This window comes from Pseudoalteromonas sp. CST2, from assembly GCF_028599385.1.
In the GTDB taxonomy this organism is placed as follows: Bacteria; Pseudomonadota; Gammaproteobacteria; order Enterobacterales; family Alteromonadaceae; genus Pseudoalteromonas; species Pseudoalteromonas atlantica.
Window position 1 is genome coordinate 331352 of sequence record NZ_JAQREO010000003.1, and the last position, 20566, is coordinate 351917.

General features: G+C 39.5%; 16 protein-coding genes. 6 read left to right on the forward strand and 10 right to left on the reverse strand.

All coding sequences use genetic code 11. From position 1 onward, the window contains the following. Nucleotides 1-24: 24 nt before the first annotated feature. Entirely contained in the window at nucleotides 25-1197 is a 1173-nt protein-coding gene (locus PSH41_RS06325) for an MFS transporter (RefSeq protein WP_004586485.1), read from the reverse strand. Between the two features lie 114 nt (nucleotides 1198-1311). Between PSH41_RS06325 and PSH41_RS06330 the strand changes: the two genes are divergently transcribed. Together PSH41_RS06330 and PSH41_RS06335 are read left to right on the forward strand one after the other, a co-directional pair. Next, nucleotides 1312-2199 (forward strand): LysR family transcriptional regulator, encoded by an 888-nt coding sequence (locus PSH41_RS06330; protein ID WP_273588456.1) that lies wholly within the window; start codon nucleotides 1312-1314, stop codon nucleotides 2197-2199. 266 nt (nucleotides 2200-2465) lie between these two features. Beyond that, entirely contained in the window at nucleotides 2466-3509 is a 1044-nt protein-coding gene (locus PSH41_RS06335) for a metal-dependent hydrolase (RefSeq protein ID WP_273588455.1), read from the forward strand. A gap of 188 nt (nucleotides 3510-3697) precedes the next feature. Here PSH41_RS06335 and PSH41_RS06340 read toward each other — a convergent pair whose 3' ends face one another. After that, nucleotides 3698-3964: a hypothetical protein gene (locus tag PSH41_RS06340; RefSeq protein WP_024031803.1), complete on the reverse strand. Its 267-nt coding sequence runs from the start codon at nucleotides 3962-3964 to the stop codon at nucleotides 3698-3700. 225 nt (nucleotides 3965-4189) lie between these two features. On the opposite strand from PSH41_RS06340, the gene PSH41_RS06345 reads away from it, so the two are divergent. Beyond that, a complete protein-coding gene (locus PSH41_RS06345) occupies nucleotides 4190-4453 on the forward strand; it encodes a type B 50S ribosomal protein L31 (RefSeq protein ID WP_004586488.1) in 264 nt (87 codons plus the stop codon). After that, nucleotides 4453-4587 (forward strand): type B 50S ribosomal protein L36, encoded by a 135-nt coding sequence (gene ykgO, locus PSH41_RS06350; protein ID WP_004586489.1) that lies wholly within the window; start codon nucleotides 4453-4455, stop codon nucleotides 4585-4587. Before PSH41_RS06345 ends, ykgO begins: the two co-directional genes overlap by 1 nt. A 51-nt stretch (nucleotides 4588-4638) precedes the next feature. On the opposite strand, the gene PSH41_RS06355 is transcribed toward ykgO, so the two are convergent. Both PSH41_RS06355 and PSH41_RS06360 read right to left on the reverse strand, forming a co-directional pair. Continuing rightward, nucleotides 4639-5025 carry an OsmC family protein gene (locus PSH41_RS06355; RefSeq protein WP_273588454.1) on the reverse strand — a complete coding sequence of 129 codons (387 nt, stop codon included), beginning with the start codon at nucleotides 5023-5025 and terminating at the stop codon, nucleotides 4639-4641. Between the two features lie 200 nt (nucleotides 5026-5225). Continuing rightward, nucleotides 5226-5615: a cytochrome b562 gene (locus tag PSH41_RS06360; RefSeq protein ID WP_024031804.1), complete on the reverse strand. Its 390-nt coding sequence runs from the start codon at nucleotides 5613-5615 to the stop codon at nucleotides 5226-5228. A 526-nt stretch (nucleotides 5616-6141) separates the two neighbouring features. Between PSH41_RS06360 and PSH41_RS06365 the strand changes: the two genes are divergently transcribed. Beyond that, nucleotides 6142-8994: a TonB-dependent receptor domain-containing protein gene (locus tag PSH41_RS06365; RefSeq protein WP_273588453.1), complete on the forward strand. Its 2853-nt coding sequence runs from the start codon at nucleotides 6142-6144 to the stop codon at nucleotides 8992-8994. A gap of 563 nt (nucleotides 8995-9557) precedes the next feature. After that, nucleotides 9558-12398, forward strand: coding sequence for a TonB-dependent receptor domain-containing protein (locus PSH41_RS06370; protein ID WP_273588452.1), 2841 nt, complete (start codon nucleotides 9558-9560; stop codon nucleotides 12396-12398). Nucleotides 12399-12503: 105 nt separating this feature from the next. Here PSH41_RS06370 and PSH41_RS06375 read toward each other — a convergent pair whose 3' ends face one another. The 6 genes from PSH41_RS06375 to PSH41_RS06400 all read right to left on the reverse strand — a co-directional run bounded on the left by PSH41_RS06375 (nucleotide 12504) and on the right by PSH41_RS06400 (nucleotide 20389). After that, nucleotides 12504-14282, reverse strand: a complete 1779-nt coding sequence (locus tag PSH41_RS06375) for a sugar phosphorylase (RefSeq protein ID WP_004586493.1) — start codon at nucleotides 14280-14282, stop codon at nucleotides 12504-12506. A gap of 24 nt (nucleotides 14283-14306) precedes the next feature. Next, a complete protein-coding gene (locus tag PSH41_RS06380; protein WP_029771978.1) occupies nucleotides 14307-15530 on the reverse strand; it encodes a hypothetical protein in 1224 nt (407 codons plus the stop codon). After that, entirely contained in the window at nucleotides 15523-17268 is a 1746-nt protein-coding gene (locus tag PSH41_RS06385) for an HAD-IIB family hydrolase (RefSeq protein ID WP_273588451.1), read from the reverse strand. Before PSH41_RS06385 ends, PSH41_RS06380 begins: the two co-directional genes overlap by 8 nt. A 136-nt stretch (nucleotides 17269-17404) precedes the next feature. Beyond that, on the reverse strand, nucleotides 17405-18643 hold the full coding sequence (locus PSH41_RS06390) for a uracil-xanthine permease family protein (protein ID WP_273588450.1): 1239 nt from the start codon (nucleotides 18641-18643) through the stop codon (nucleotides 17405-17407). Nucleotides 18644-18652: 9 nt separating this feature from the next. Continuing rightward, nucleotides 18653-19285, reverse strand: a complete 633-nt coding sequence (upp, locus tag PSH41_RS06395) for a uracil phosphoribosyltransferase (protein WP_004586497.1) — start codon at nucleotides 19283-19285, stop codon at nucleotides 18653-18655. A gap of 144 nt (nucleotides 19286-19429) precedes the next feature. Beyond that, entirely contained in the window at nucleotides 19430-20389 is a 960-nt protein-coding gene (locus PSH41_RS06400) for an oxidoreductase family protein (protein ID WP_273588449.1), read from the reverse strand. Nucleotides 20390-20566: the final 177 nt, after the last annotated feature.

The window sequence follows — 20566 nt, forward strand, 5'->3', positions numbered from 1 at the left end:
AAGTTTCAACCTTAGCAGAATACTTTATGCTTGTTTCACTTCTCGCTTATCAAGCATGCCACTGTAACGAGTTACTACTAATGCTAGAGCACAAATTGCTGCGCCAATCCAAGCGGTATCTTGAAGTGACATACCCTCTACTACACTGCCACCAATAATTGAGCCCAGTGCGATACCAATATTAAACGCCGCTATGTTTAAGCCCGATGCGACATCTACCGCATTAGGAGTATGCTTTTGCGCCTGTTTTACGACATAAAGCTGTAAGCCTGGTACGTTACCAAACGCAAATGCACCCCAAACTAGAATAGTCAGTACGGCCGCTACTTTTGACTCCATCGTAAAAGTAAAAGCCAATAAAATAATTGTCAGCGCGCTAAATATAATACTCAGTGCGCTAATTGGGCCGCGTTTATCAGCCAGTTTTCCACCCCAAATATTACCAATGGCTACCGATACACCGTAAACCAGCATAATTAAACCAATCGCTGAAGGAGCAAAACCTGTTTCTTGCTCTAAAATAGGTGCTAAGTAAGTAAACGCAGTGAACGTGCCGCCGTAACCTAAAATTGTCATTAAATATACGAGTAATAAGCGCGGCTTAACAATCACCTGAAGCTGCTCTTTAAACGTTGCCGGAATAGACTGTTTTAAGTTTTTTGGTACTAAAATAGCGCTGCCAATTAAAGCGATTAAACCCAGTACCGACACCACTAAAAACGTTGCTCGCCAGCCAAAGTGTTGGCCAATCCAAGTACCTAGTGGCACCCCCGTCACTAGCGCTACAGTAAGTCCGGTAAACATAATAGCAATAGCACTGGCTTCTTTATCTTTACTTACTAAGCTTGTGGCAATCATTGAGCCAATTGAGAAAAAAACCCCGTGAGCCAAGCCTGTTAGAATACGCGCTAGTATTAATGTTTCGTAACTAGGCGCTTGCCATGCAAGTAAGTTACCTAAGACAAATAAGCCCATTAAGCTTATTAGTACAATTTTACGGTTCCAACGCCCAGTTAGTGCGGTCAGTACTGGTGCACCAATGGCAACCCCTACTGCATATAAACTAACTAGCAAACCGGCTGAAGGTAGGCTTACGCCTAAATCGTTTGCAATAGTAGGCACTAATCCCACTATTACGAACTCGGTTGTTCCTATTGCAAATGCGCTTAAGGTGAGCGCCCACAAAGCCAATGGCATAATTAAATCCTCATTATTAGTTAAGACTTACAGTTTGACTAAAAATGTGTTTGCAAAAAATAGCATTAGTGACAAAATACTTTTGTAATTAATGCAAAAGTAAGGTGCTCACGTATGGCTCAGCATGCAAAAACCGAAGACTTAGAAATGTTTTTAACGGTAGTAGACAGCGGAAGTTTTTCAGCAGCAGCTAATTTGCTTGATCAGCAAGTAGCAAAAGTATCGCGGGCCGTGTCTCGCCTTGAAAACACGTTACAATGTACATTACTAAATAGGACCACTCGCCGATTAGAGCTAACCGAAGAGGGCCATACCTTTATTAAATATGCTCGCGATGGCTTAAACACCTTACAAACCGGCGAAGAAGCAATAAAGCTTTTAAAACAAGCCCCTAGTGGAAAATTACGTATTGATGCAGCAAGCCCCTTTGTACTGCACCAATTGGTACCTTTAATTGCTGAATTTAATACGCAATATCCCCACATTACGCTCGATATAACCTCCCACGACAGCATTATAGATTTGCTCGAACATAAAACCGACTTAGCAATTCGTATAGGCGAGTTAAAAGACTCCAACCTACATGCAAAAAAGCTCGGCGTAAGTAAATTGCATTTAGTTGCAAGCCCTAGTTACCTTAAACATACACCGACTATTTCGCACACCAGCGACTTAATCCAGCATAAACTCATTGGTTTTACCGACTCGCCCAAACTTAATAACTGGCCGCTAAAATCGCCCACAGCTTTAAATTTTGGCTTAACTGCCAGTAGCGGCGAAACTGTACGCCAGCTATGCTTGGCAAACCAAGGGGTCGCGCTGCTTTCGCACTTTATGATTGGCGATGATTTAAAATCAGGCAAGCTAATTGAAATTCTGCCAGGGAGTATCAGCACGCCAAACAACCGCGAAATTGTGCAAGCGGTGTATTACAAAAACAGTGCTGTATCGTCACGTATAATTGCTTTTTTAGATTTTATAAAACCACTGCTGAAATTGTAAGTGACGTTTTTATACCAAACGCTTAATTAAGTAATCTATATTGTGACTGGAAAAACGTGTGGATAGCTAAGCAAAAAATTTGCTATTTCGTTGTTCTCAGCAATTGCTCCTGCATTGCTCTACCTTCTGCATCCATGCAGTCGTAAATTAAAATTTTTTAACGCAGGTAGCGACACGTTTAGCCCCGCAATATGATTAAGTATTATTGTGGATTGGTTTTAAGCCCAAGGGCAGCATAACTAACACCCTAAATAAGAAGGAATAAAATGGACTCGTTAACACAGGTAGTTTTAGGTAGCGCAGTAGGTTACGCCGTATTAGGTAATAAAATTGGCCGAAAAGCCGCTTTATGGGGTGCTGCTTTAGGTACTTTACCCGACTTAGATGTTTTTATTCCTTATGGCGGGCCAGTGGAGGCATTTACTTATCATCGCGGTTTCAGCCATTCGTTTATAGTGCATTTATTAATTAGCCCACTTATTGTTTGGCTTATTTTAAAAATACACTCCGGTATGCAAATACATAAAGCACGCTGGTTTTGGCTGGTATTTTTATGTTTATCGACCCATGCATTACTTGATAGCTTTACAGTATATGGTACGCAATTAATCTGGCCGCTTAGCGAGCACCCTTTTGCTATTTCAAATATATTTATAATCGATCCCCTGTACACCCTGCCGTTATTCTTGGCCTTTCTGTGCACTTTAATACCTAAAATACACACACCGCGCATTTATAAAATTAACGCCGCTATGCTTGTGCTCAGTAGCCTTTATTTATGTAGCTCTCTTATTTTAAAAGTAATAATTAACAATAAAATAGACGCCGCGTTTGCACATAAACACATACACATTAATAACTATGTAAGCACCCCCGCCCCGCTTACAACCTTGCTATGGCGAGTTGTAGCGATGTCTGATGGGCAATATTACATAAGTTATGCCTCGGTATTTGACTCCTCTGAAGAGGTTACAATAAACCGCTATAACACAAGCCCCGCTTTGCTAAACGATATTAAAAATGAATGGGGCGTACAACGTTTGCAGTGGTTTACTAAAGGTTTTTATAGCGTGAAAGAGCAGCAAAATAAAATTGTTTTATCTGACTTACGTATGGGCATGGAGTGTTATTACGTATTTAATTTTGCAGTTGGCGAAAAAACTAACAAAGGAGTGCAGGTAAGCAACTTTGAAAAACTAAATCAGCGCTCAAATTTAAGTAGCCTAAGTAAAGTGTGGGGTAGAATTTGGAACCCTGATGTCAGTTTAGCCCCGCCCTATGCAGACAAAAACTGTATGAAAACGCCTTAACACTCTGATTATAATTGCATTCATTAATCTGAGCTGTGGTTATAATATTTAAGTTTGCTTTCGCTAGCTAAAAATTTTATGTGAAACAAAACAAATTAGCAGTTTGAGATGATTTTATTATCCAAAGCTCAGGTTGGTGGTTAATTAATAAGGCGCAGCTAAGTGAATGTTTAACCAGCGCCTAAGTATTAATTTTGGTGCTCGTATTGTCCGCGGTATACCTCAAACACTTTTAAAACAGTGTGCTGTTCTTTATTTAGATTATCAAACCAATCGTCAAATAGTTCGTCGTTATCTTGCTCACTTAACGCCATATATTGTGCTAATAACTCAATAATATCGTTGTGTGTACAGTCTATTGGATTAATTTGCTCAGATAAGACTGTGTGATCGCGCTCTCTAAGGGTTTCCATCACCCCTTGGTCTATTTGTTCTTGTTGTGCTGCGTCGCTCATAGCTTACCTCTAAACCGTAAAAAATTTTCTTGTTAACACTTTTTATATAGTTATAACAGGCTAAAAACTAATAGCCAGTATTTTTGGTTTAAGTGGTTATTTTTTGAATTATTTGCGCGATTAGTCAGCAAAAACGTCAGTAAATGAGAGTAAAAATCATTTGCACGAATACCGTAAACGCGATAACCTATAGTTATATTATCACATAACAACTTAAGGCGTATTATGAAACCTAATATCCATCCAGATTACAACGTGGTTGCTTTTCACGATACAGCTGCCGATAGCTACTTCATTATTGGCTCAACCATTAAAACAGACCGCACTATTGAGCTTGAAGGGAAAACGTATCCGTATGTGCCTATTGATGTGTCTAGCGACTCGCACCCATTTTATACTGGTAAGCAAAAAACAGTGGCTAGTGACGGCCGTGTCGCGCAGTTTAACCGTCGCTTTAAAAACTTATCTACTGCCAAAAAAGGTGAGTAATGAAAGTATTAAGCTCGCTTAAAAGCGCTAAGCAACGACCAGGATGTCAAATAGTGAAGCGAAAAGGACGTGTTTTTGTAATATGTAAAGACAATCCACGTTTTAAAGCAGTACAAGGAATGAAGAAAAAATAACACTAATCCCGTGAAGTATACGGGTAAACGAACCATGTTTACCCGTAATTTTTATTTAACAACTACAGAAAACTCAGGTTGGGCCTGAATCACTTTTTTAACAGTACACGTATTAACCGCAGCAATAAGTGCTTTTTTATATTTTTGAGGAAAGCCATCTGGTAAATTAATTTCGATAGAAAATAATTTTTTACCTTCTTCATCTATGTTTTCATTATTTTGCGTAAGCGTCATCCCTTGTGTAGAGATATCGCGTTGCTCACAAAATTTACGTGCATAAAACCCAGCACATAGCACCATGCTTACTAAGAAGTAGTCAAACGGTTCTGGGTGTTCGGCACCGCCACCAGCATTAATACTTTGATCGCTTATTACTTCAAGGTCGCCAAATTTTGCACTTTGTTTTTGACCCTCTAACAATGACACTGAAATTTCCATTACTATTCCTTAATTAATCTGCACCCTAGATAAGAGCTTTACTAAAATATTGAAAAATGAGCATTCAAACTACTTAATCTGCAGCTATACATTTTATTAAAACATCACAAATCTGCGCATCAATAATGCGCTATAGCGAAAAAGTTAGCATATGTAGCGCTGAAATAACTGCTCGACATTAATTTACAAAAAAGCTGAGGTTAATTACCAAACAATAAGTCAAAAAAACCCGGAGGCTCGTGCAACTCATGATACTTCTTGCGTAAATCATCTATATTTTTAAGGGCTGGCTTTGCTGCATCAAGCCCGCGCTCATTCGCTAATTTTTTTGCCAACTTTGCTTGCGCAATAACTTTATCTAGCCCTTGTAGCGACATTTGTGCTTCTTTATGAAAGGTCGCTTTTTTACTGGTTTCAACCAAAGTAATAAACTTATCTATGGCGGTATTAAAGCCACCTATACCTACTGCTTGCACCGCATTTTTATAAGCAAGGCCTGTATTTTTCATATTAACTTCGAGATCAACTTCTTGCTCTGAAATGGCCGCAGTACTAAATACAAAAGTAAAAATTAAAACTAAAAACTTCATGGTAAAACCTATTTATAAAAAACAGTATAAGTGTATCAAGTTTACGTAATAAAGTAACTCAAGGCGCATAGGAAGCTAGATAACTGTAAAGGGGCTTTACAATAAACGAGTAAATAACAAGTATTACCTTTATAAATGTAACTAAACAGTAAATACAAATAATACACCTTAAAAAAACACCCCATAAAAGGGACAATAGAAATTAACACCGCCTAATAAAAACTCAAAAACATCAATACAAACACATGAATTACCTATATTAAATACAATTTAAAAACAGTGACAACAATTTCAATTAGAAGAATAATCTTATTTTAAAACAAAGGTTAAGCATATTTTTTTCATTTAATTAACACTGTATTTGGGCTTATTTTATTGTGATTTCAGCGAAAATTAGTTGTTCCCATATACATCCATGTTAATTGTTAACGTGCAATGTAAATAATAAATAAACAGCTCGTAGTAATTAATACACATTGCACAAGAGCTGTACCTAAAATCACAAGTAATCATCTAGGGAATTTCAATGAAAACGTTTAATATAGTCTCTCACAGTATTAAAGCTGCACTTTGTCTCTCAACTGCAGGTTTAGCATTTTCATCATTAGCGGCAGAAGAGGATGAAAAAAAATTAGAAAGAATAGAAGTAACAGGTTCTAAAATCAGCCGTGTAGGCGCAATAGCCCCTGCCCCTGTTACCGTTATCTCTGGCGAAGATCTTATTAACACCGGCGCAGTTAATATTGGTGAAGCCTTAAACAAATTACCAGCGTTGGGTAATACATACTCACTTGCAAACTCAGGCAGGTTCATTGGTACTGCCGGTTTAAATATTCTTGATTTACGTAATATGGGTACAGACCGTACCTTAGTACTTGTTAATGGTAAGCGCCATGTTTCAAGTTCTGCGGGCTCTCAATCAGTCGATACGAATACTATTCCAAGTGTATGGGTTGAGCGCGTTGAAATAGTTACCGGTGGTGCATCGGCCGTTTATGGTGCGGATGCGGTAACGGGCGTAGTTAACTTTATCTTAAAAGACAACATTGAAGGCTTAAACGTAAGTGTGACTAAAGGGGTTTCTGATCTAAGTGATTATAACAACGAAAAAGCCACTTTTTCATATGGTAAAAACTTTGATAATGGCCGCGGTAACGCAGCATTTGCAGTTGAATACTCTGGTCAAGACTCATTAAACGCACTTGATCACCCGTGGACAGACGGCTCTTACTCAAGTTTACGCAACCAAGCACAAACTGATGCTAATAAAGATGACCCAAACTTTCCTGATAAAATTTACACACCAAATGCAGGCTACTATGCAATTAATAACGCAGGCGTATTTAGCGTAGGTAACGGCTATGTAAATACGTTTAATCCAGATGGAACACAGCGAGATATTTATATTGGTGACAATGTTGATGGATTACTGTGTGCCGATTGTGACTCGTTTAACCTTGCACAATTTGATGAAATACAGCCTGAATTTGAAAGATACAATGTTAATTTCAAAGTCAACTATGACGTAACAGAAGACTTAAATGCTTATTTTGAAGCAAAATACGTAAACAGTGAAGGTGAAAGCATTGGTCAACCAGCATTCTTCTTCGGCGATCCTAGAAATACAATCAGTATAGATAACCCATACTTAGATGACAGCGTCAGAACATTAATGGAAGAGGCTAATGATGGCGAAGGCGTCGACTCGATTAATGTTTTACGTATGATGACAGATTTAGGTCGTCGTATCGAAAATAACACCCGTGAAACCACGCGCTTTGTAGCGGGTTTAAAGGGAACAGTTTTAGAAGATTGGGATCTAGATGCTTCAGTGGTTCATGGTAAAACCGAGCTTGAGCGTGTAAATGGCGCTAATATGATTTTGGATAACTATTCTTACGCGCTTGATGCAATTGAAGATGACGAAGGCAACATTGTATGTCGTAGTGAAGCTGCACGTGCTGACGGCTGTGTGCCTGTAAACATTATGGGCTTTGGCGCACCTAGCCAAGAAGCCATTGATTATATTAATACCGTATCAACCGGTACTTCTGAAATCACACAAACAGTGGTTTCAGCTTCACTGGCAAATGGTGCACTTTTTGAAGTACCGGCAGGTTATGTTGGTATGGCATTTGGTGTTGAATACCGTAAAGAAGAAAGTGAAACAATTGAACCTGATAACGCTGAGGGGACTTTCTTCAATGCTTTAGGTGAGGATAAGGGCGAATTTGATGTAAATGAAGTTTTTGCTGAGGCCACTATCCCTTTAGTCTCTGACCTTCCTTTTGTTCAAGATTTAGTACTGGATGCAGCTGTGCGTTACGCTGATTACAGCACCATTGGTGATGCAACAAGCTGGAAGCTTGGCTTAGATTGGACTGTTAATGACCAAGTACGCTTGCGATTTACACAGTCTGAAGCACTAAGAGCGCCTAATATTGGTGAAATTTTTGGCGCACCTAGCCAGACTTTCTATAACGTAGATGATCCTTGTTTAGCCGATAACTTAAATGATTTACAAAATAGCGACACTCGCCGTGCTAACTGTGCTGCGCTTGGTGTACCAGTTGGCTTTGAATCAGACTACGACTCACAAACACTTGAAGGCTTACAAAGTGGTAACCGTGATGTTAAAGGTGAAGAATCAACAAGTACAACGATAGGTTTAGTGTACCAGCCTGATTTCATTGAAAATGCAGTATTAACGGTAGATTACTGGAAAATAGAACTAGAAGATGCGATTTCTACAATTGCATCTCAAGAAATTCTGGATCGCTGTGTCGACAGCACTTCAGGTATTGAAAATCAATACTGTGATTTAATAACGCGTGATGCAAACAGTGAAATTACGCTAATTCAAAACTCAGTTCTAAACGTATCAGGCCAAGAAGCTTCTGGTATTGATTTTGAACTTGCTTATGACTTTGATGCCCTTGAGGGTAGCTTTGCAACCCGTTTAATTGGTACTTACTTAATTGAACGTAAAGAGTTCCCATTCCAAGATGAACCAGAAGAGTTCATTGAATATGCGGGTACAACTGGCGAAGCTGAGTGGCAAGCTAACATTAATATAGAGTATAGCTACGAGCGTTTCTACACCTCTTTAAGCACTCGCTATATTGAACAAGTGAGCTTATACACAGAACAAGAACTTGAAGACAACCCTAACCCTAGTAGCTTAATGAACTATGGCACTTATATTATTTCAGATATAACAGTAGGTTATAACTTTGATAATGGCATGGGTGTTAAATTAGGCGTAGATAACGTATTTAACAGAGAGCTTCCATACGGTACACGTGGTACAGGTAGTGGTAGTGCAAGTTACGATAATATTGGCCGTTTTGGCTATGTAAACTTATCATACGATTTTTAGTTTTTAACCCTCCCTAGAAAGGCCCTTAATTGGGCCTTTTTTATTTTTTTAGATGAAATTTACTCAATTTATTGTTTTTAGAAACATATAACTGTTTCATCATGTTACTCTTTCGGGGTCAACCGACACAAAGTAATTACATTAAAAACACATTAAAGCTCATTTTTAACTCCACAGTTCAATTTACGAGCAAAACATAGTTAAGCCCCACACCAACTTCAAAGCCATAAAAAGATTAAAAAACAAACCAATAAATAAACCAAACGTAAACACACCTGTAAAACAACAAAAAATGTAACACCAACCTCTTTTAACCCTCAATACTATTAACAAAACCCGAGCGGTTTATTGTTGCGTTAATAATAATAATCGGCAACTTTAGACAATTTAATAAAGAGTTAACTTACTGAAAAAGCAAAAATTACGACGCTTCTATTCATTGTTTCAGCATGCAATAATCGCCAGCCCTATAACAAAAGTTATAGGGCTTAGGCTAAATGCACTGTGTATTTAGCTAAAAAGTTAATGTATTTAATTATTATAAAATCTCCTTTGGGAAACACATGAAACGTCATAATTTACTTTCTACTAGCATTAAATGTGCATTAATTACTGCTGCTGCAACAGCGAGTAATTCTGTACTTGCACAAGATGAGCAAGCGACAAAAATTGAACGCGTTGAAGTAACGGGTTCGCGTATTTTACGTGAAGGCGCTATTGCACCGGCACCAGTAACAGTTATAAGCGGCGAGCAGCTAATTAATACTGGCGCTGTAAACATTGGTGAAGCGCTAAACAACTTACCAGCACTTGGCAATACATATTCAATGGCTAACTCAGGCCGCTTTATTGGTACTGCTGGTTTAAACATTCTTGATTTACGTAACATGGGTACCGACCGTACCTTAGTACTTGTAAACGGTAAGCGCCACGTATCTAGCTCAGCGGGCTCTCAAGCTGTTGATACAAATACTATTCCGAGCGTCTGGGTTGAGCGAGTAGAAATTATTACTGGTGGTGCATCAGCTGTATACGGTGCTGATGCGGTTACAGGTGTTGTCAACTTTATATTAAAAGACAACATTGAAGGTATGGATTTTAGCGTTACCCGTGGTTTTGCCGATTTAAACAGCTACAACAACGAAAAAGCAACGTTCTCGTACGGCTCTAATTTTGATAACGACCGTGGTAATGCCGCTTTTGCTATTGAGTACTCAGGCCAAGATTCATTAAATGCACTTGACCACCCTTGGACTAGCACATCTTTTAGCAGCTTACGTAATCAAGCTCAAACGGATGAGAACAAAGATAGTGCTGACTTTCCTGATAAAATTTTAACACCTAATGCAGGTTACTACGCTATTAACAACGCGGGTGTTTACGCACTTGAAGATGGTTTTACAAATAGCTTTAACCCGGATAGCAGCGCACGTGACCTATACATTGGCAATAATGTAGATGGCCTTTCATGTGCAAATTGTGATTCGTTTAACCTTGGCCAATTTGAAGAAATTCAACCTGAGTTTGAGCGTTACAACGTAAACTTTAAAGTTAACTACGATGTTACCGACGATTTAAACGTCTACTTTGATGCAAAATACGTAAATAGCCAAGGCGAAAGCATAGGTCAACCTGCGTTTTTCTTTTTTGACAGCGACAACAGCATTAAAATTGATAACCCTTACCTAGACCCAGATATCAAAGCGCGAATGGAAGAGGAAGGCGTTGATTCAATCATGGTTAACCGCATGATGACCGATCTGGGCCGCCGCGTTGAAAACAATACCCGTGAAACAACCCGTTTTGTTACAGGCTTAAAAGGAACTGTGTTTGAAGACTGGGAATTAGATACATCAGTTGTGTATGGTCAAACTGACTTAGAGCGCGAAAATGGCGCTAATATGATTTTAGCCAACTACTTTAATGCACTTGATGCCGTTGAAGATGCAGATGGCAACATCGTATGTCGCAGCGCTGCTGCACAAGCTGATGGCTGTGTACCGGTAAACATTATGGGTTTTGGCGCACCATCTCAACAAGCGATTGATTACATAAATACGGTATCTGTAGGTACGTCAACTATTAAACAAACCGTGGTTTCTGGTTCACTTGCCAATGGCGCTATTTTTGAATTACCAGCAGGTTACGTAGGTGTTGCGTTTGGTGCTGAATACCGTAAAGAAGAAAGCGAAACAAAAGAGCCAGATAACGCAGAAGGTACATTTTTTAACGCTTTAGGCGAAGATAAAGGCTCGTTTAATGTGCGTGAAGTATTTTTTGAAGCGACTATGCCTATTTTAACTGACTTACCGCTTATTCAAGATTTAGTATTTGATACCGCTGTACGTCATGCTGATTACAGCACAATTGGCGAAGCAACTAGCTGGAAACTAGGCCTTGATTGGACTGTTAACGATGAACTACGTGTGCGTGTAACGCAATCTGCAGCACTTCGTGCGCCTAACATAAGTGAAGTATTTGGTGCAGCAAGCCAAACTTTCTACAATGTAGAAGACCCATGTCGCGCTGAAAACCTAGGTGACTTATCGAATGCTGCAACACGCTCTGCTAACTGTGCCGCGTTAGGTGTAGCGAGTGACTTTAACTCAGATTACGATTCAGCCTCTTTAGATGGTTTAACAAGCGGTAACCGCGATGTAAAAGGAGAAGAGTCAACAAGTACAACGGTTGGTATTGTTTATCAACCAGAGTTTTTAGACAATGCCGTACTGACTATTGATTACTGGGAAATTGACCTTGAAGATGCAATTGACACAATCGACGCGCAAGAAATTCTTGACCGCTGTGTTGATAGCACGACAGGTATAGACAATCAGTACTGTAATTTAATTACACGTAATGCCAGTGGTGAAATTTCGCTAATTCAAAACTCAGTACTTAACGTAGCTGGTCAAAAGGCGTCTGGTGTTGATTTTGAACTAGGCTATGACTTTGATGCGCTTGAAGGTAGCTTTAAAACACGTTTAATTGGTACTTACCTTATTGAACGTAAAGATTACCCGTTCCAAGATGATCCTAGTTCATATATTGAGTACGCAGGTACAACTGGCGAAGCGAAATGGCAAACTAACCTATCGGTTAGCTATGCAATGGATAACTTTTATTCAACGGTTGAAACACGCTTTATCAGCGAAGTTGATTTATACACAAATGTAGAGCTTGCGAGCAACCCTAACCCAAGTAACCAAATGTCTTACGGTAAATACTTTATTACTGATATGACTGTGGGTTACAACTTCGATAGCGGCTTAGGCGTTAAAGTAGGTGTTGATAACCTATTTAATCGTAAACTTCCGTACGGTACACGCGGGACCGGCGAAAACAGCGCAAGTTACGATAACATTGGCCGCTTTGGCTACATTAACTTAAGCTACAGCTTATAATTAGTAACAACGTTTATTAATTAAGTTAAAGGCTCGCACTGCGAGCCTTTTTATACCAATGCGCTTAATTAGGTGAGCTATTTTGCAAATTGGTATTACTGCACTTTATTTAATATTACTTAACCATACACTTTGATATGGCTCTAGCTCTATAGTGAGTTGATCCTCGGTAATTGTTTCATTAGCCACTAAATCAAACCACTGCTGAGTGTTAATTAAATTTAAATCTGCAAGAGTAAGTACTTGTGGTTTATCACTTATGTTATAAACACAAAATATACTTTGGCGCCTGTCTATACTTTGCCGCCAAAAACCAAATAACCCCCCCGCTAAGTGCAGCGTAAATTGCGTGGCATTAGGGTGAAATGCACTTTGTTTTTTTCGAATACCTAATAAATGCTTAATACCATTAAACACTTTGTGATGATGGCTATATTTATCACCTAAAGCCGATAATAGTTTTGACTCTTGCCAACGATGACGGTTAATTGCACGGTTATGCTGTGAGTTTTCAAAGCGTTCGTAATCGTTCGTTGTGCCAAGCAAGCTATGAATATAAAGCCCAGGGATCCCTTCAAGCGCAAACATAATGGCGTGTGCACACATAAATCGCTCAAGGCCAAACTTATCTTGTCCATTGTGCGTGCCTTGTAATGCATCAAAAAGTGCAATATTTAGCTCATACGGTGTGTGCGTACCATCGTTACTGGTACGCATTGATACACGCCCGCCAAATTGCATAGACGTACTCACCAATGACGCCACTTCGCTTGGTTGTAACAAGCCTTCTATTGGCCTAAGTCCAATGCCATCGTGCGAGGCAATAAAGTTAAAGTATGTGGTGCCGTTTTGCGCAGGCGGCATACTCATCATCCAATGCTTAATGGCTGTGCTATCTCCACTGAGTAATGTATGCAGTAATAAAGGCGGTAAAGCAAAGTTATAAATACTGTGGGCTTCGTTGGCGTTACCAAAGTAAGAGAGGTTTTCTTGGTTTGGTATGTTTGTTTCAGTAATTATGACAACGCTTGGCTCAGTATGCTCTATTAGGGTGCGAATAAGCCTAACGGCTTCATGCGTTTGCGGTAAATTAATGCAATTTGTATTGAGCTGCTTCCATAAAAATGCAACCGCATCTAGCCTAAACAAACGTACGCCGTTATCTAAATAATGGCGAATAATGCTTATAAATTCTTTTAAAACTTCCGGGTTACCAAAATCAAAATCAACTTGGTCGTGGCTAAACGTACACCATACATGTTTTTCGCCGCTTGGTGTGGTTACCGTATTTAATAGCGGTGACGTACGCGGGCGTACTACATTAGATAAATCATCGGTTAAACTTGCCGTTTTAAAGTAATCTTTGCCGGGGTCTAAATCGTTTAAAAAGTTTTCAAACCATACACTTCGGCTAGAGCAATGATTAATCACTAAATCTGCCATTAGCTTTACATCTTTGGCGATATTTTTTATATCTTGCCAATCTCCTAGCGATTCATTTACTTGCACGTAGTTCATTACCGCAAAGCCTTCATCAGAGCTATACGGGTAAAATGGCAATATATGCAAAGCATTAAGCTGCATATCGCACTGCTCTTTTATAAACCGGTGCAAGGTTTTAAGCGGTGCTTCTACCGGTTTTGCAACAGCTTGGTCTCCCTCATCGTGCTTAATAATAGAGTCGCCATAGGCTATTAATATAATATCTTGCTCGTCCCAACGGTTAGTATGGGGTGTAGGGTCGCGCAGCGGGCTGTCGCCTAAAATTATAGTTATAAGCTGCTCAGCCAGCTCTGTAATACTCAAGGGCAGTTCAACATCTTTATAAATAATATGTAGATGTTGCTCTACCCGCTGTAAAAATAATTCACTTACTGTATTCACACGCGCCCCTTATTATTGTTTTATTTATTCACTAAATTCTTTATTATCAAGATCAACCGCTTCTCTTAAGCGCTCAAAAACATCTGGCATGGCCGATACAACACGGTTCCAACTTGGCACAAATGGCGCTTCCATTGGGTTATCTAAAAAGTGCTGACCTGCTTCCATAACATTTTTGGCAAACATTTCTACGGCCTTTTCCTCTTGGTGCACATCTAAGGTTAAACCATTCATCAGTGCATCGTTATGATACGTTTCTATAAAGTCTAAACCAATACGGTAGTAAGTTGCTTTTAAAGAACGAATTGTTTCGCTGGTAAAGGTAACCCCTTGAGTGGCTAATTTTCTAAATAGTGCCTTGGTTATGTCTATCGACATTTTAGATAAACCGGCGTTTTGGTCATCAAGAGAAAGTTCCTGATGCTTATGATCGTAGTTATCAGCAATATCCACTTGGCATAAGCGATTGTGCGAATAATTACGGTACATTTCACTTAGTACGCCAATTTCAAGGCCCCAATCACTCGGAATACGAATATCATTTAGCACATCACGTCTAAACGAAAACTCCCCTGCTAACGGGTATCTAAAGGTATCCATATATTCTAGGTAGTCGGTATTGCCTAAAATAGTTTTGAACGAGCGTAATAACGGCGTTACTAATAAGCGCGATACTCGGCCATTAATTTTGCCGTTTGCAGTACGTGGGTAAAAGCCTTTACAGAATTCATAATTAAAACGAGGGTGTGCTACAGGGTAAATTAAGCGCGCTAACAAACCTCTGTCGTAAGTTAAAATATCGCAGTCGTGCAGTGCTATCGACTCTACCTCTGAGGTGGCCAATTTATAACCCATGCAATACCACACGTTTCTGCCTTTACCAAGCTCACGCGGTGCAACGCCTAGCTCTTGTAATTCTTTATCAAGCGCTTGCAAACGAGGACCATCGTTCCAAAGCACTTTGTGGTTTTGGTTAAGCTCTTTAAAAAAGCCTAAAGCATGGCGGTATTGTGACTCGTCTGCCCTGTCTAAACCTATGGTAATTTGCGATAAATAAGGAACCTCTCTGAGTTCTTTTACAATGTTTTGCAGCGCTGGGCCTTCAAGCTCACTAAACAACGAAGGGAGTATTAACCCCATTGGCCGTTGCTTACTAAAACTAATTAGCTCTTCTTCAAGCGCTTCTACCGGTCTATCGGCGATATTGTGTAAGGTTGTGATGATGCCATTTTGATAAAAATCAGCCATGTGATTTTCGCTCCTCAATAGTATTTAAAATGCTGCTAATACAAGGCAATGTGGTTATTTCTTCAATCCAACCCAGTGGAGCGGGCGATTTCGAATAACGCGCCTTGTTATGTGTTAACTTAACCGGCTTTTTACTGCTTGGGTTATGTATGATAATGGCGATATCAGCTTGCTCTAGCATCTGCTTATCGTTGTCACTATCACCTAGTGCAATTACCGTGAGAGGCTTTCTAAAATGTTGTGAAATTTGTTTAACTAACCACTGCTGTGCAGCGCTTTTATCGGTGTTTTTAGCAATATGTATAAACCGCCCGCCTATTTTTATGTCGTAGCCGAGAGCTTTAACATCGTTTACAAACGCATTTAGTAATTCATCGCTTCCGTGCCAATAAAGTGGGTCTGAAAAATCGCGTGTTTGAGCGCGCCTTGCTTGCGCTTCATCAAGCCCAGTGAGGGATGATATTTGCTCGCTCGATAAATCACTAAATAACTTATAATGCGATTTATATTCGCTGCTTAAGGAGTCTAAATCACTAAGTAAGTTAGATAAGGGTGATGCAAATGCATAACACCAATACGCCCCTACTTGCGTGCAGCCAATGGGTTTAAGCTCAAAATAATCTACGGGTAAATAAGCCGCCGCGCCATTTTCAACAATAAAAGGCTGTTGAATATTAAGCTCGTTTTTAAGTTCAACCACTTCGCAAAATGTTTTACTCGTATTAAACACCACAGGAATGTGGGCTGCTTGTAAGTCTTGCAGCAAGCTACTAATATTTTTAGTGTTGTAATCGGCATGATCGAGTAACGTACCATCTAAGTCGGTAAATATAATAGGTTGCAGCGTATCGTCGCTGGTTAAGTGCATAGCACTAATATCGCGATTACTATCAAGCTCTATAAGGGCGTTAGCTTTAGCGCTTAGGGTGTTTAAGTTTTCGCGAGTAATACGCTCAAAATGAGAAATAAAGTGCACCAGTTGCTCATCACTCATGGTGCCATCGCCCTCGCCCTTAGCGGCAATAAGCTTTTGCTCTTGCTCTTGTCGCCACTTGAATACATCTTCAAAGCTCGGCGCTTTGAGCATCACCGTGTAATCTATTTTACTAAACACACTTTTGTATTCATTTGCAAGGCAACTGTTTACACAACGACGCCACACGCCTTCTTTATCGTGCTGTGTTTCTAACTCGTTTATAGGCTCACTTAAAGAAAATAACGGTTGTGGCTCACTACCTACGCACCAGCCTTCTAAAATAATAATATCAATGGGTTTATTGTTACATTGCCATGTTTGCTCGGGGCTGCAATCGTCGTGATGCTTGTCAAATTTAGGCAAAGGCACACCAACCTCTTTTGCAAGTAATCGGCTTATGGTGGTATTCATTAACCCTACATCGTGGGTGCCAGGCACACCACGTGTGGCAAATAATGGGTGTACGTCTTTGGCAAGTCCTTGGCGGTGTGCTTTAGATAAGTAAAAATCATCAATAGAAAGCGCGACACTGGTAAACGGCGTGTTGTTACTAAACCAAGTAACTAAAAAATCTGCGAGGGTGGTTTTTCCTGAGCCTTGGCATCCATTTATGGCGACAAAAATAGGGGTGTTATTTTTTTTTGATTCTAGAATATCGTGTGCAAGCGGGATAAAAAATTGCTCACTAAGGTACTGATACTTTAAAGGCAATTGGTGCTTTGCTAAAAATGGGGTTATATCCACAATACTGGCCTCTGACATAGTAACTCCTTATATTATGAAGTAACAAATGCAGGTACTAGACCACTATTATTTTTATTTAATTATTAGCAACTTACAAAAATAGCGCAATTAGTATGCGCTATTTTGGTGCGTAAATTTTACATACAGTGCAAAATTAATCAGTTTCTGGTTCAGCTTTTGGCAATACTAGGTTAAGTACAATACCTAAAATGGCGCACAAGCTAACCCCTTCTAAGCTAAATTGGCTACCACCTATGTGCATACCGCCAATACCGCATACTAATATAAGTGCCACAATACTTAAATTACGGGGTGCAGTTAAGTCATCACCAGATTTAACCAACGTATTTAAGCCCACTACCGCAATTGAGCCAAATAACAAAATCATTATGCCGCCCATCACAGGTACAGGAATAGTTTGTAAACCAGCGCCCATTTTTGCCACAAAGGCCAGTACCACAGCAATAATGGCAGTCCACATCATTACTTTAGGGTTAAAGTTTTTGGTAAGCATCACTGCGCCAGTTACTTCAGAGTAAGTAGTGTTTGGCGGGCCACCAAATAAAGAGGCAGCGGCAGTGGCTAAGCCATCACCAAATAAGGTGCGATGTAAGCCTGGTTTTTTTAAAAAGTCTTTATTGGTTACTTGGCTAATAGCCATCATATCGCCAATATGCTCAATAGCAGGTGCAATGGCTACAGGCACCATAAAGAGAACTGCTTGCCACTTAAATTCGGGCCATGTGAAGTTTGGTACAGCCAGCCAGCTCGCTTCATTTACGCTACCAAATTCAACCACACCCATTACCAGTGATAAAACATAACCCGATATAACACCCGCTAATATAGGGATCAGCTTATATACACCTTTGCCCAACACAGCAAAAATAAGTGTTACAACAAGAGAAAACAGCGAAATAATAATAGCTTTATCGTAAGCAATAAGTTCAATACTGCCGTCGCCGCTTTTACCCATTGCCATATTTACCGCAACCGGTGCAAGGGCTAAACCAATCACCATAATAACGGGGCCGACGACCACAGGCGGCAAAATTTTATGAAGTGTTGCCACCCCTTTAAATTTAACCAATAGCGCTAACAGCATATAAGCACAGCCCGCTGCCATTAAACCACCCATGGTGGCTGGTACGCCCCACATTTGTACTGAGGCAATAATAGGCGCAATAAACGCAAATGATGACGCTAAAAATATAGGCACCTTGCCTTTCGTCACTACCTGAAATAATAAAGTACCTATACCCGCTGTAAACAAAGCGACACTTGGGTCAAGCCCCGTTAATAAAGGCACTAACACTAACGCACCAAATGCTACAAACAACATTTGGGCGCCGGTTAAAATGGTTTTTATAGAAAATGTAGAATTATTTTGCACTGTTAAACCTTAGTAAACCGTACCGAAAATTTTGTCACCTGCATCGCCAAGCCCTGGGATAATGTAACCCTTTTCATTTAAATGGCTATCAACTGAGGCAGTAAAAATCTCAATATCAGGGTGAGCGGCTAATGTTTTTTCAACGCCCTCAGGTGCAGCAACCAGTACAATTACTTTAATGTCTTTACAGCCGGCTTTTTTAAGCATATCGATAGTAGCAATCATAGAGCCGCCAGTTGCAAGCATTGGGTCTATAACTAAGCTTAAACGCTCATCAATATTGCCTACTAACTTTTCAAAGTAAGGTACTGGCTCAAGCGTTTCTTCGTTACGCTCAAGGCCCACTACACTTACCTTAGCCGCTGGGAGTAATGACATTACGCCATCCATCATGCCAAGGCCTGCGCGTAAAATTGGCACAACAGTAATTTTTTTGCCTTTAATGTGCTCTACTTTTAATTTGTTGCCGTCCCAGCCAGTAATTTCGTTATCTTCTAACTGTAGGTTCTTAGTTGCTTCGTAGGTTAATAAGGTACCTACCTCAGAGCATAATTCACGAAAGCTTTTAGTACTTATACCGTGAGCGCGCATTAAGCCTAATTTGTGTTGAACTAGAGGGTGTGAAATTACGTGAATTGACATGATAAAAACCTACTGATACAAGAATTGGCGGTATTTTATATTAAAAAAGGTCATTTGACCTGCAATTTTAAATAAGTTTTCATAGATCGTGCCAAAATGTATTGATTTGCTTGATATTTATGCAAGCGACACACTACTTTATGTTTATAAATTGTTATCTGATAACGTTAAATTTACTTGCGCCATCATGTAACTATTTATTTTAAAATGAGTTGGGCTCCAACCCGCTAAAAATCGATAAAAGTCGGCCCAAGCTAATGGCCATAATGCATGCCACTTTGCAATTACGTCATCGGCATTTATTTGCGGTTGAAACACTAAAAGCGCATTTTTTAATTGGCTAAAATAGTAATGTAAATACTCATCGGCGCAGGTATGTAATTGCTCGTCGCTTAAGCAGCTGGTCATAAAATACATTACATCGCAAATCCCTACCCCAGCCCCAACATACTGAAAGTCATAAGCGAGTATTTCACTTTGCTCATTTGCAGCAAAATTGGCGAGCTTAGCATCGCCATGTATCAAGGTTTTGTAGTGTGATGATTGCAGTATTTTATCAATTTTATGAGCCGCATTTTTAATATCGGACTTTTTGTCAGCGCTTTGTTTTAATTTATTAAACTCATCGGGCCGTGTGCTCAAATGCCAATAGTTCCCTTGTTGCCATAAGCCCTTTGCAGGCTTATTTAAATTAAAGGCATGAAAAAATGCTAACCAGTTTAGTATTGCCTTTATATGCTGGGAGCTTGCTTGAGCAAAACCATATTGAGTAAAGTTTTTAAATACTAACGCATAATCGTCACCATCATTAATTGCGTTAATACAGGTAATACTTTTAGCGCTTGTCGGTAAGTACGCGCTGTATAACCTATAAAAATTATATTCAACTTTATAAGACTGCTGCTTTCTTTTTAATGCAAATTTGCTTTGCTTAATTTTTGGATGGTTTATGTGGCTTGGTATTTTAATCGCTTTAATAACACATGGCTCAGCATCAAGCATGCACTCAACAATACTGCCACACCCGCTCCAAAGCGAGGTTATCGTATCGCCCATTTCAATGTGTTTAAAATGAGGCTGTAAAAGAGGAAGGTAAAATGCCATAGCTATATTAAGTCATTAAGTTTTTTATAGTTTAACATTAGAAGGTATTTTTAATAAAACGATAGCATCCATAAGCCCATTTCTTAACTAGACACCCACCTTAATTTCTACATAGTAAATTACATAAAGTTAAAGTTAACTAGTGAATTTATGTTTTTTAACTGTCCAAAAATAATT

Excerpts from the sequence above, each read along its gene's own strand:
- PSH41_RS06325 (WP_004586485.1), bottom strand. The coding sequence starts at position 1,197 with ATGCCATTGGCTTTGTGGGCGCTCACCTTAAGCGCATTTGCAATAGGA.
- PSH41_RS06330 (WP_273588456.1), top strand. The coding sequence starts at position 1,312 with ATGGCTCAGCATGCAAAAACCGAAGACTTAGAAATGTTTTTAACGGTA.
- PSH41_RS06335 (WP_273588455.1), top strand. The coding sequence starts at position 2,466 with ATGGACTCGTTAACACAGGTAGTTTTAGGTAGCGCAGTAGGTTACGCC.
- PSH41_RS06340 (WP_024031803.1), bottom strand. The coding sequence starts at position 3,964 with ATGAGCGACGCAGCACAACAAGAACAAATAGACCAAGGGGTGATGGAA.
- PSH41_RS06345 (WP_004586488.1), top strand. The coding sequence starts at position 4,190 with ATGAAACCTAATATCCATCCAGATTACAACGTGGTTGCTTTTCACGAT.
- ykgO (WP_004586489.1), top strand. The coding sequence starts at position 4,453 with ATGAAAGTATTAAGCTCGCTTAAAAGCGCTAAGCAACGACCAGGATGT.
- PSH41_RS06355 (WP_273588454.1), bottom strand. The coding sequence starts at position 5,025 with ATGGAAATTTCAGTGTCATTGTTAGAGGGTCAAAAACAAAGTGCAAAA.
- PSH41_RS06360 (WP_024031804.1), bottom strand. The coding sequence starts at position 5,615 with ATGAAGTTTTTAGTTTTAATTTTTACTTTTGTATTTAGTACTGCGGCC.
- PSH41_RS06365 (WP_273588453.1), top strand. The coding sequence starts at position 6,142 with ATGAAAACGTTTAATATAGTCTCTCACAGTATTAAAGCTGCACTTTGT.
- PSH41_RS06370 (WP_273588452.1), top strand. The coding sequence starts at position 9,558 with ATGAAACGTCATAATTTACTTTCTACTAGCATTAAATGTGCATTAATT.
- PSH41_RS06380 (WP_029771978.1), bottom strand. The coding sequence starts at position 15,530 with ATGGCTGATTTTTATCAAAATGGCATCATCACAACCTTACACAATATC.
- PSH41_RS06385 (WP_273588451.1), bottom strand. The coding sequence starts at position 17,268 with ATGTCAGAGGCCAGTATTGTGGATATAACCCCATTTTTAGCAAAGCAC.
- upp (WP_004586497.1), bottom strand. The coding sequence starts at position 19,285 with ATGTCAATTCACGTAATTTCACACCCTCTAGTTCAACACAAATTAGGC.
- PSH41_RS06400 (WP_273588449.1), bottom strand. The coding sequence starts at position 20,389 with ATGGCATTTTACCTTCCTCTTTTACAGCCTCATTTTAAACACATTGAA.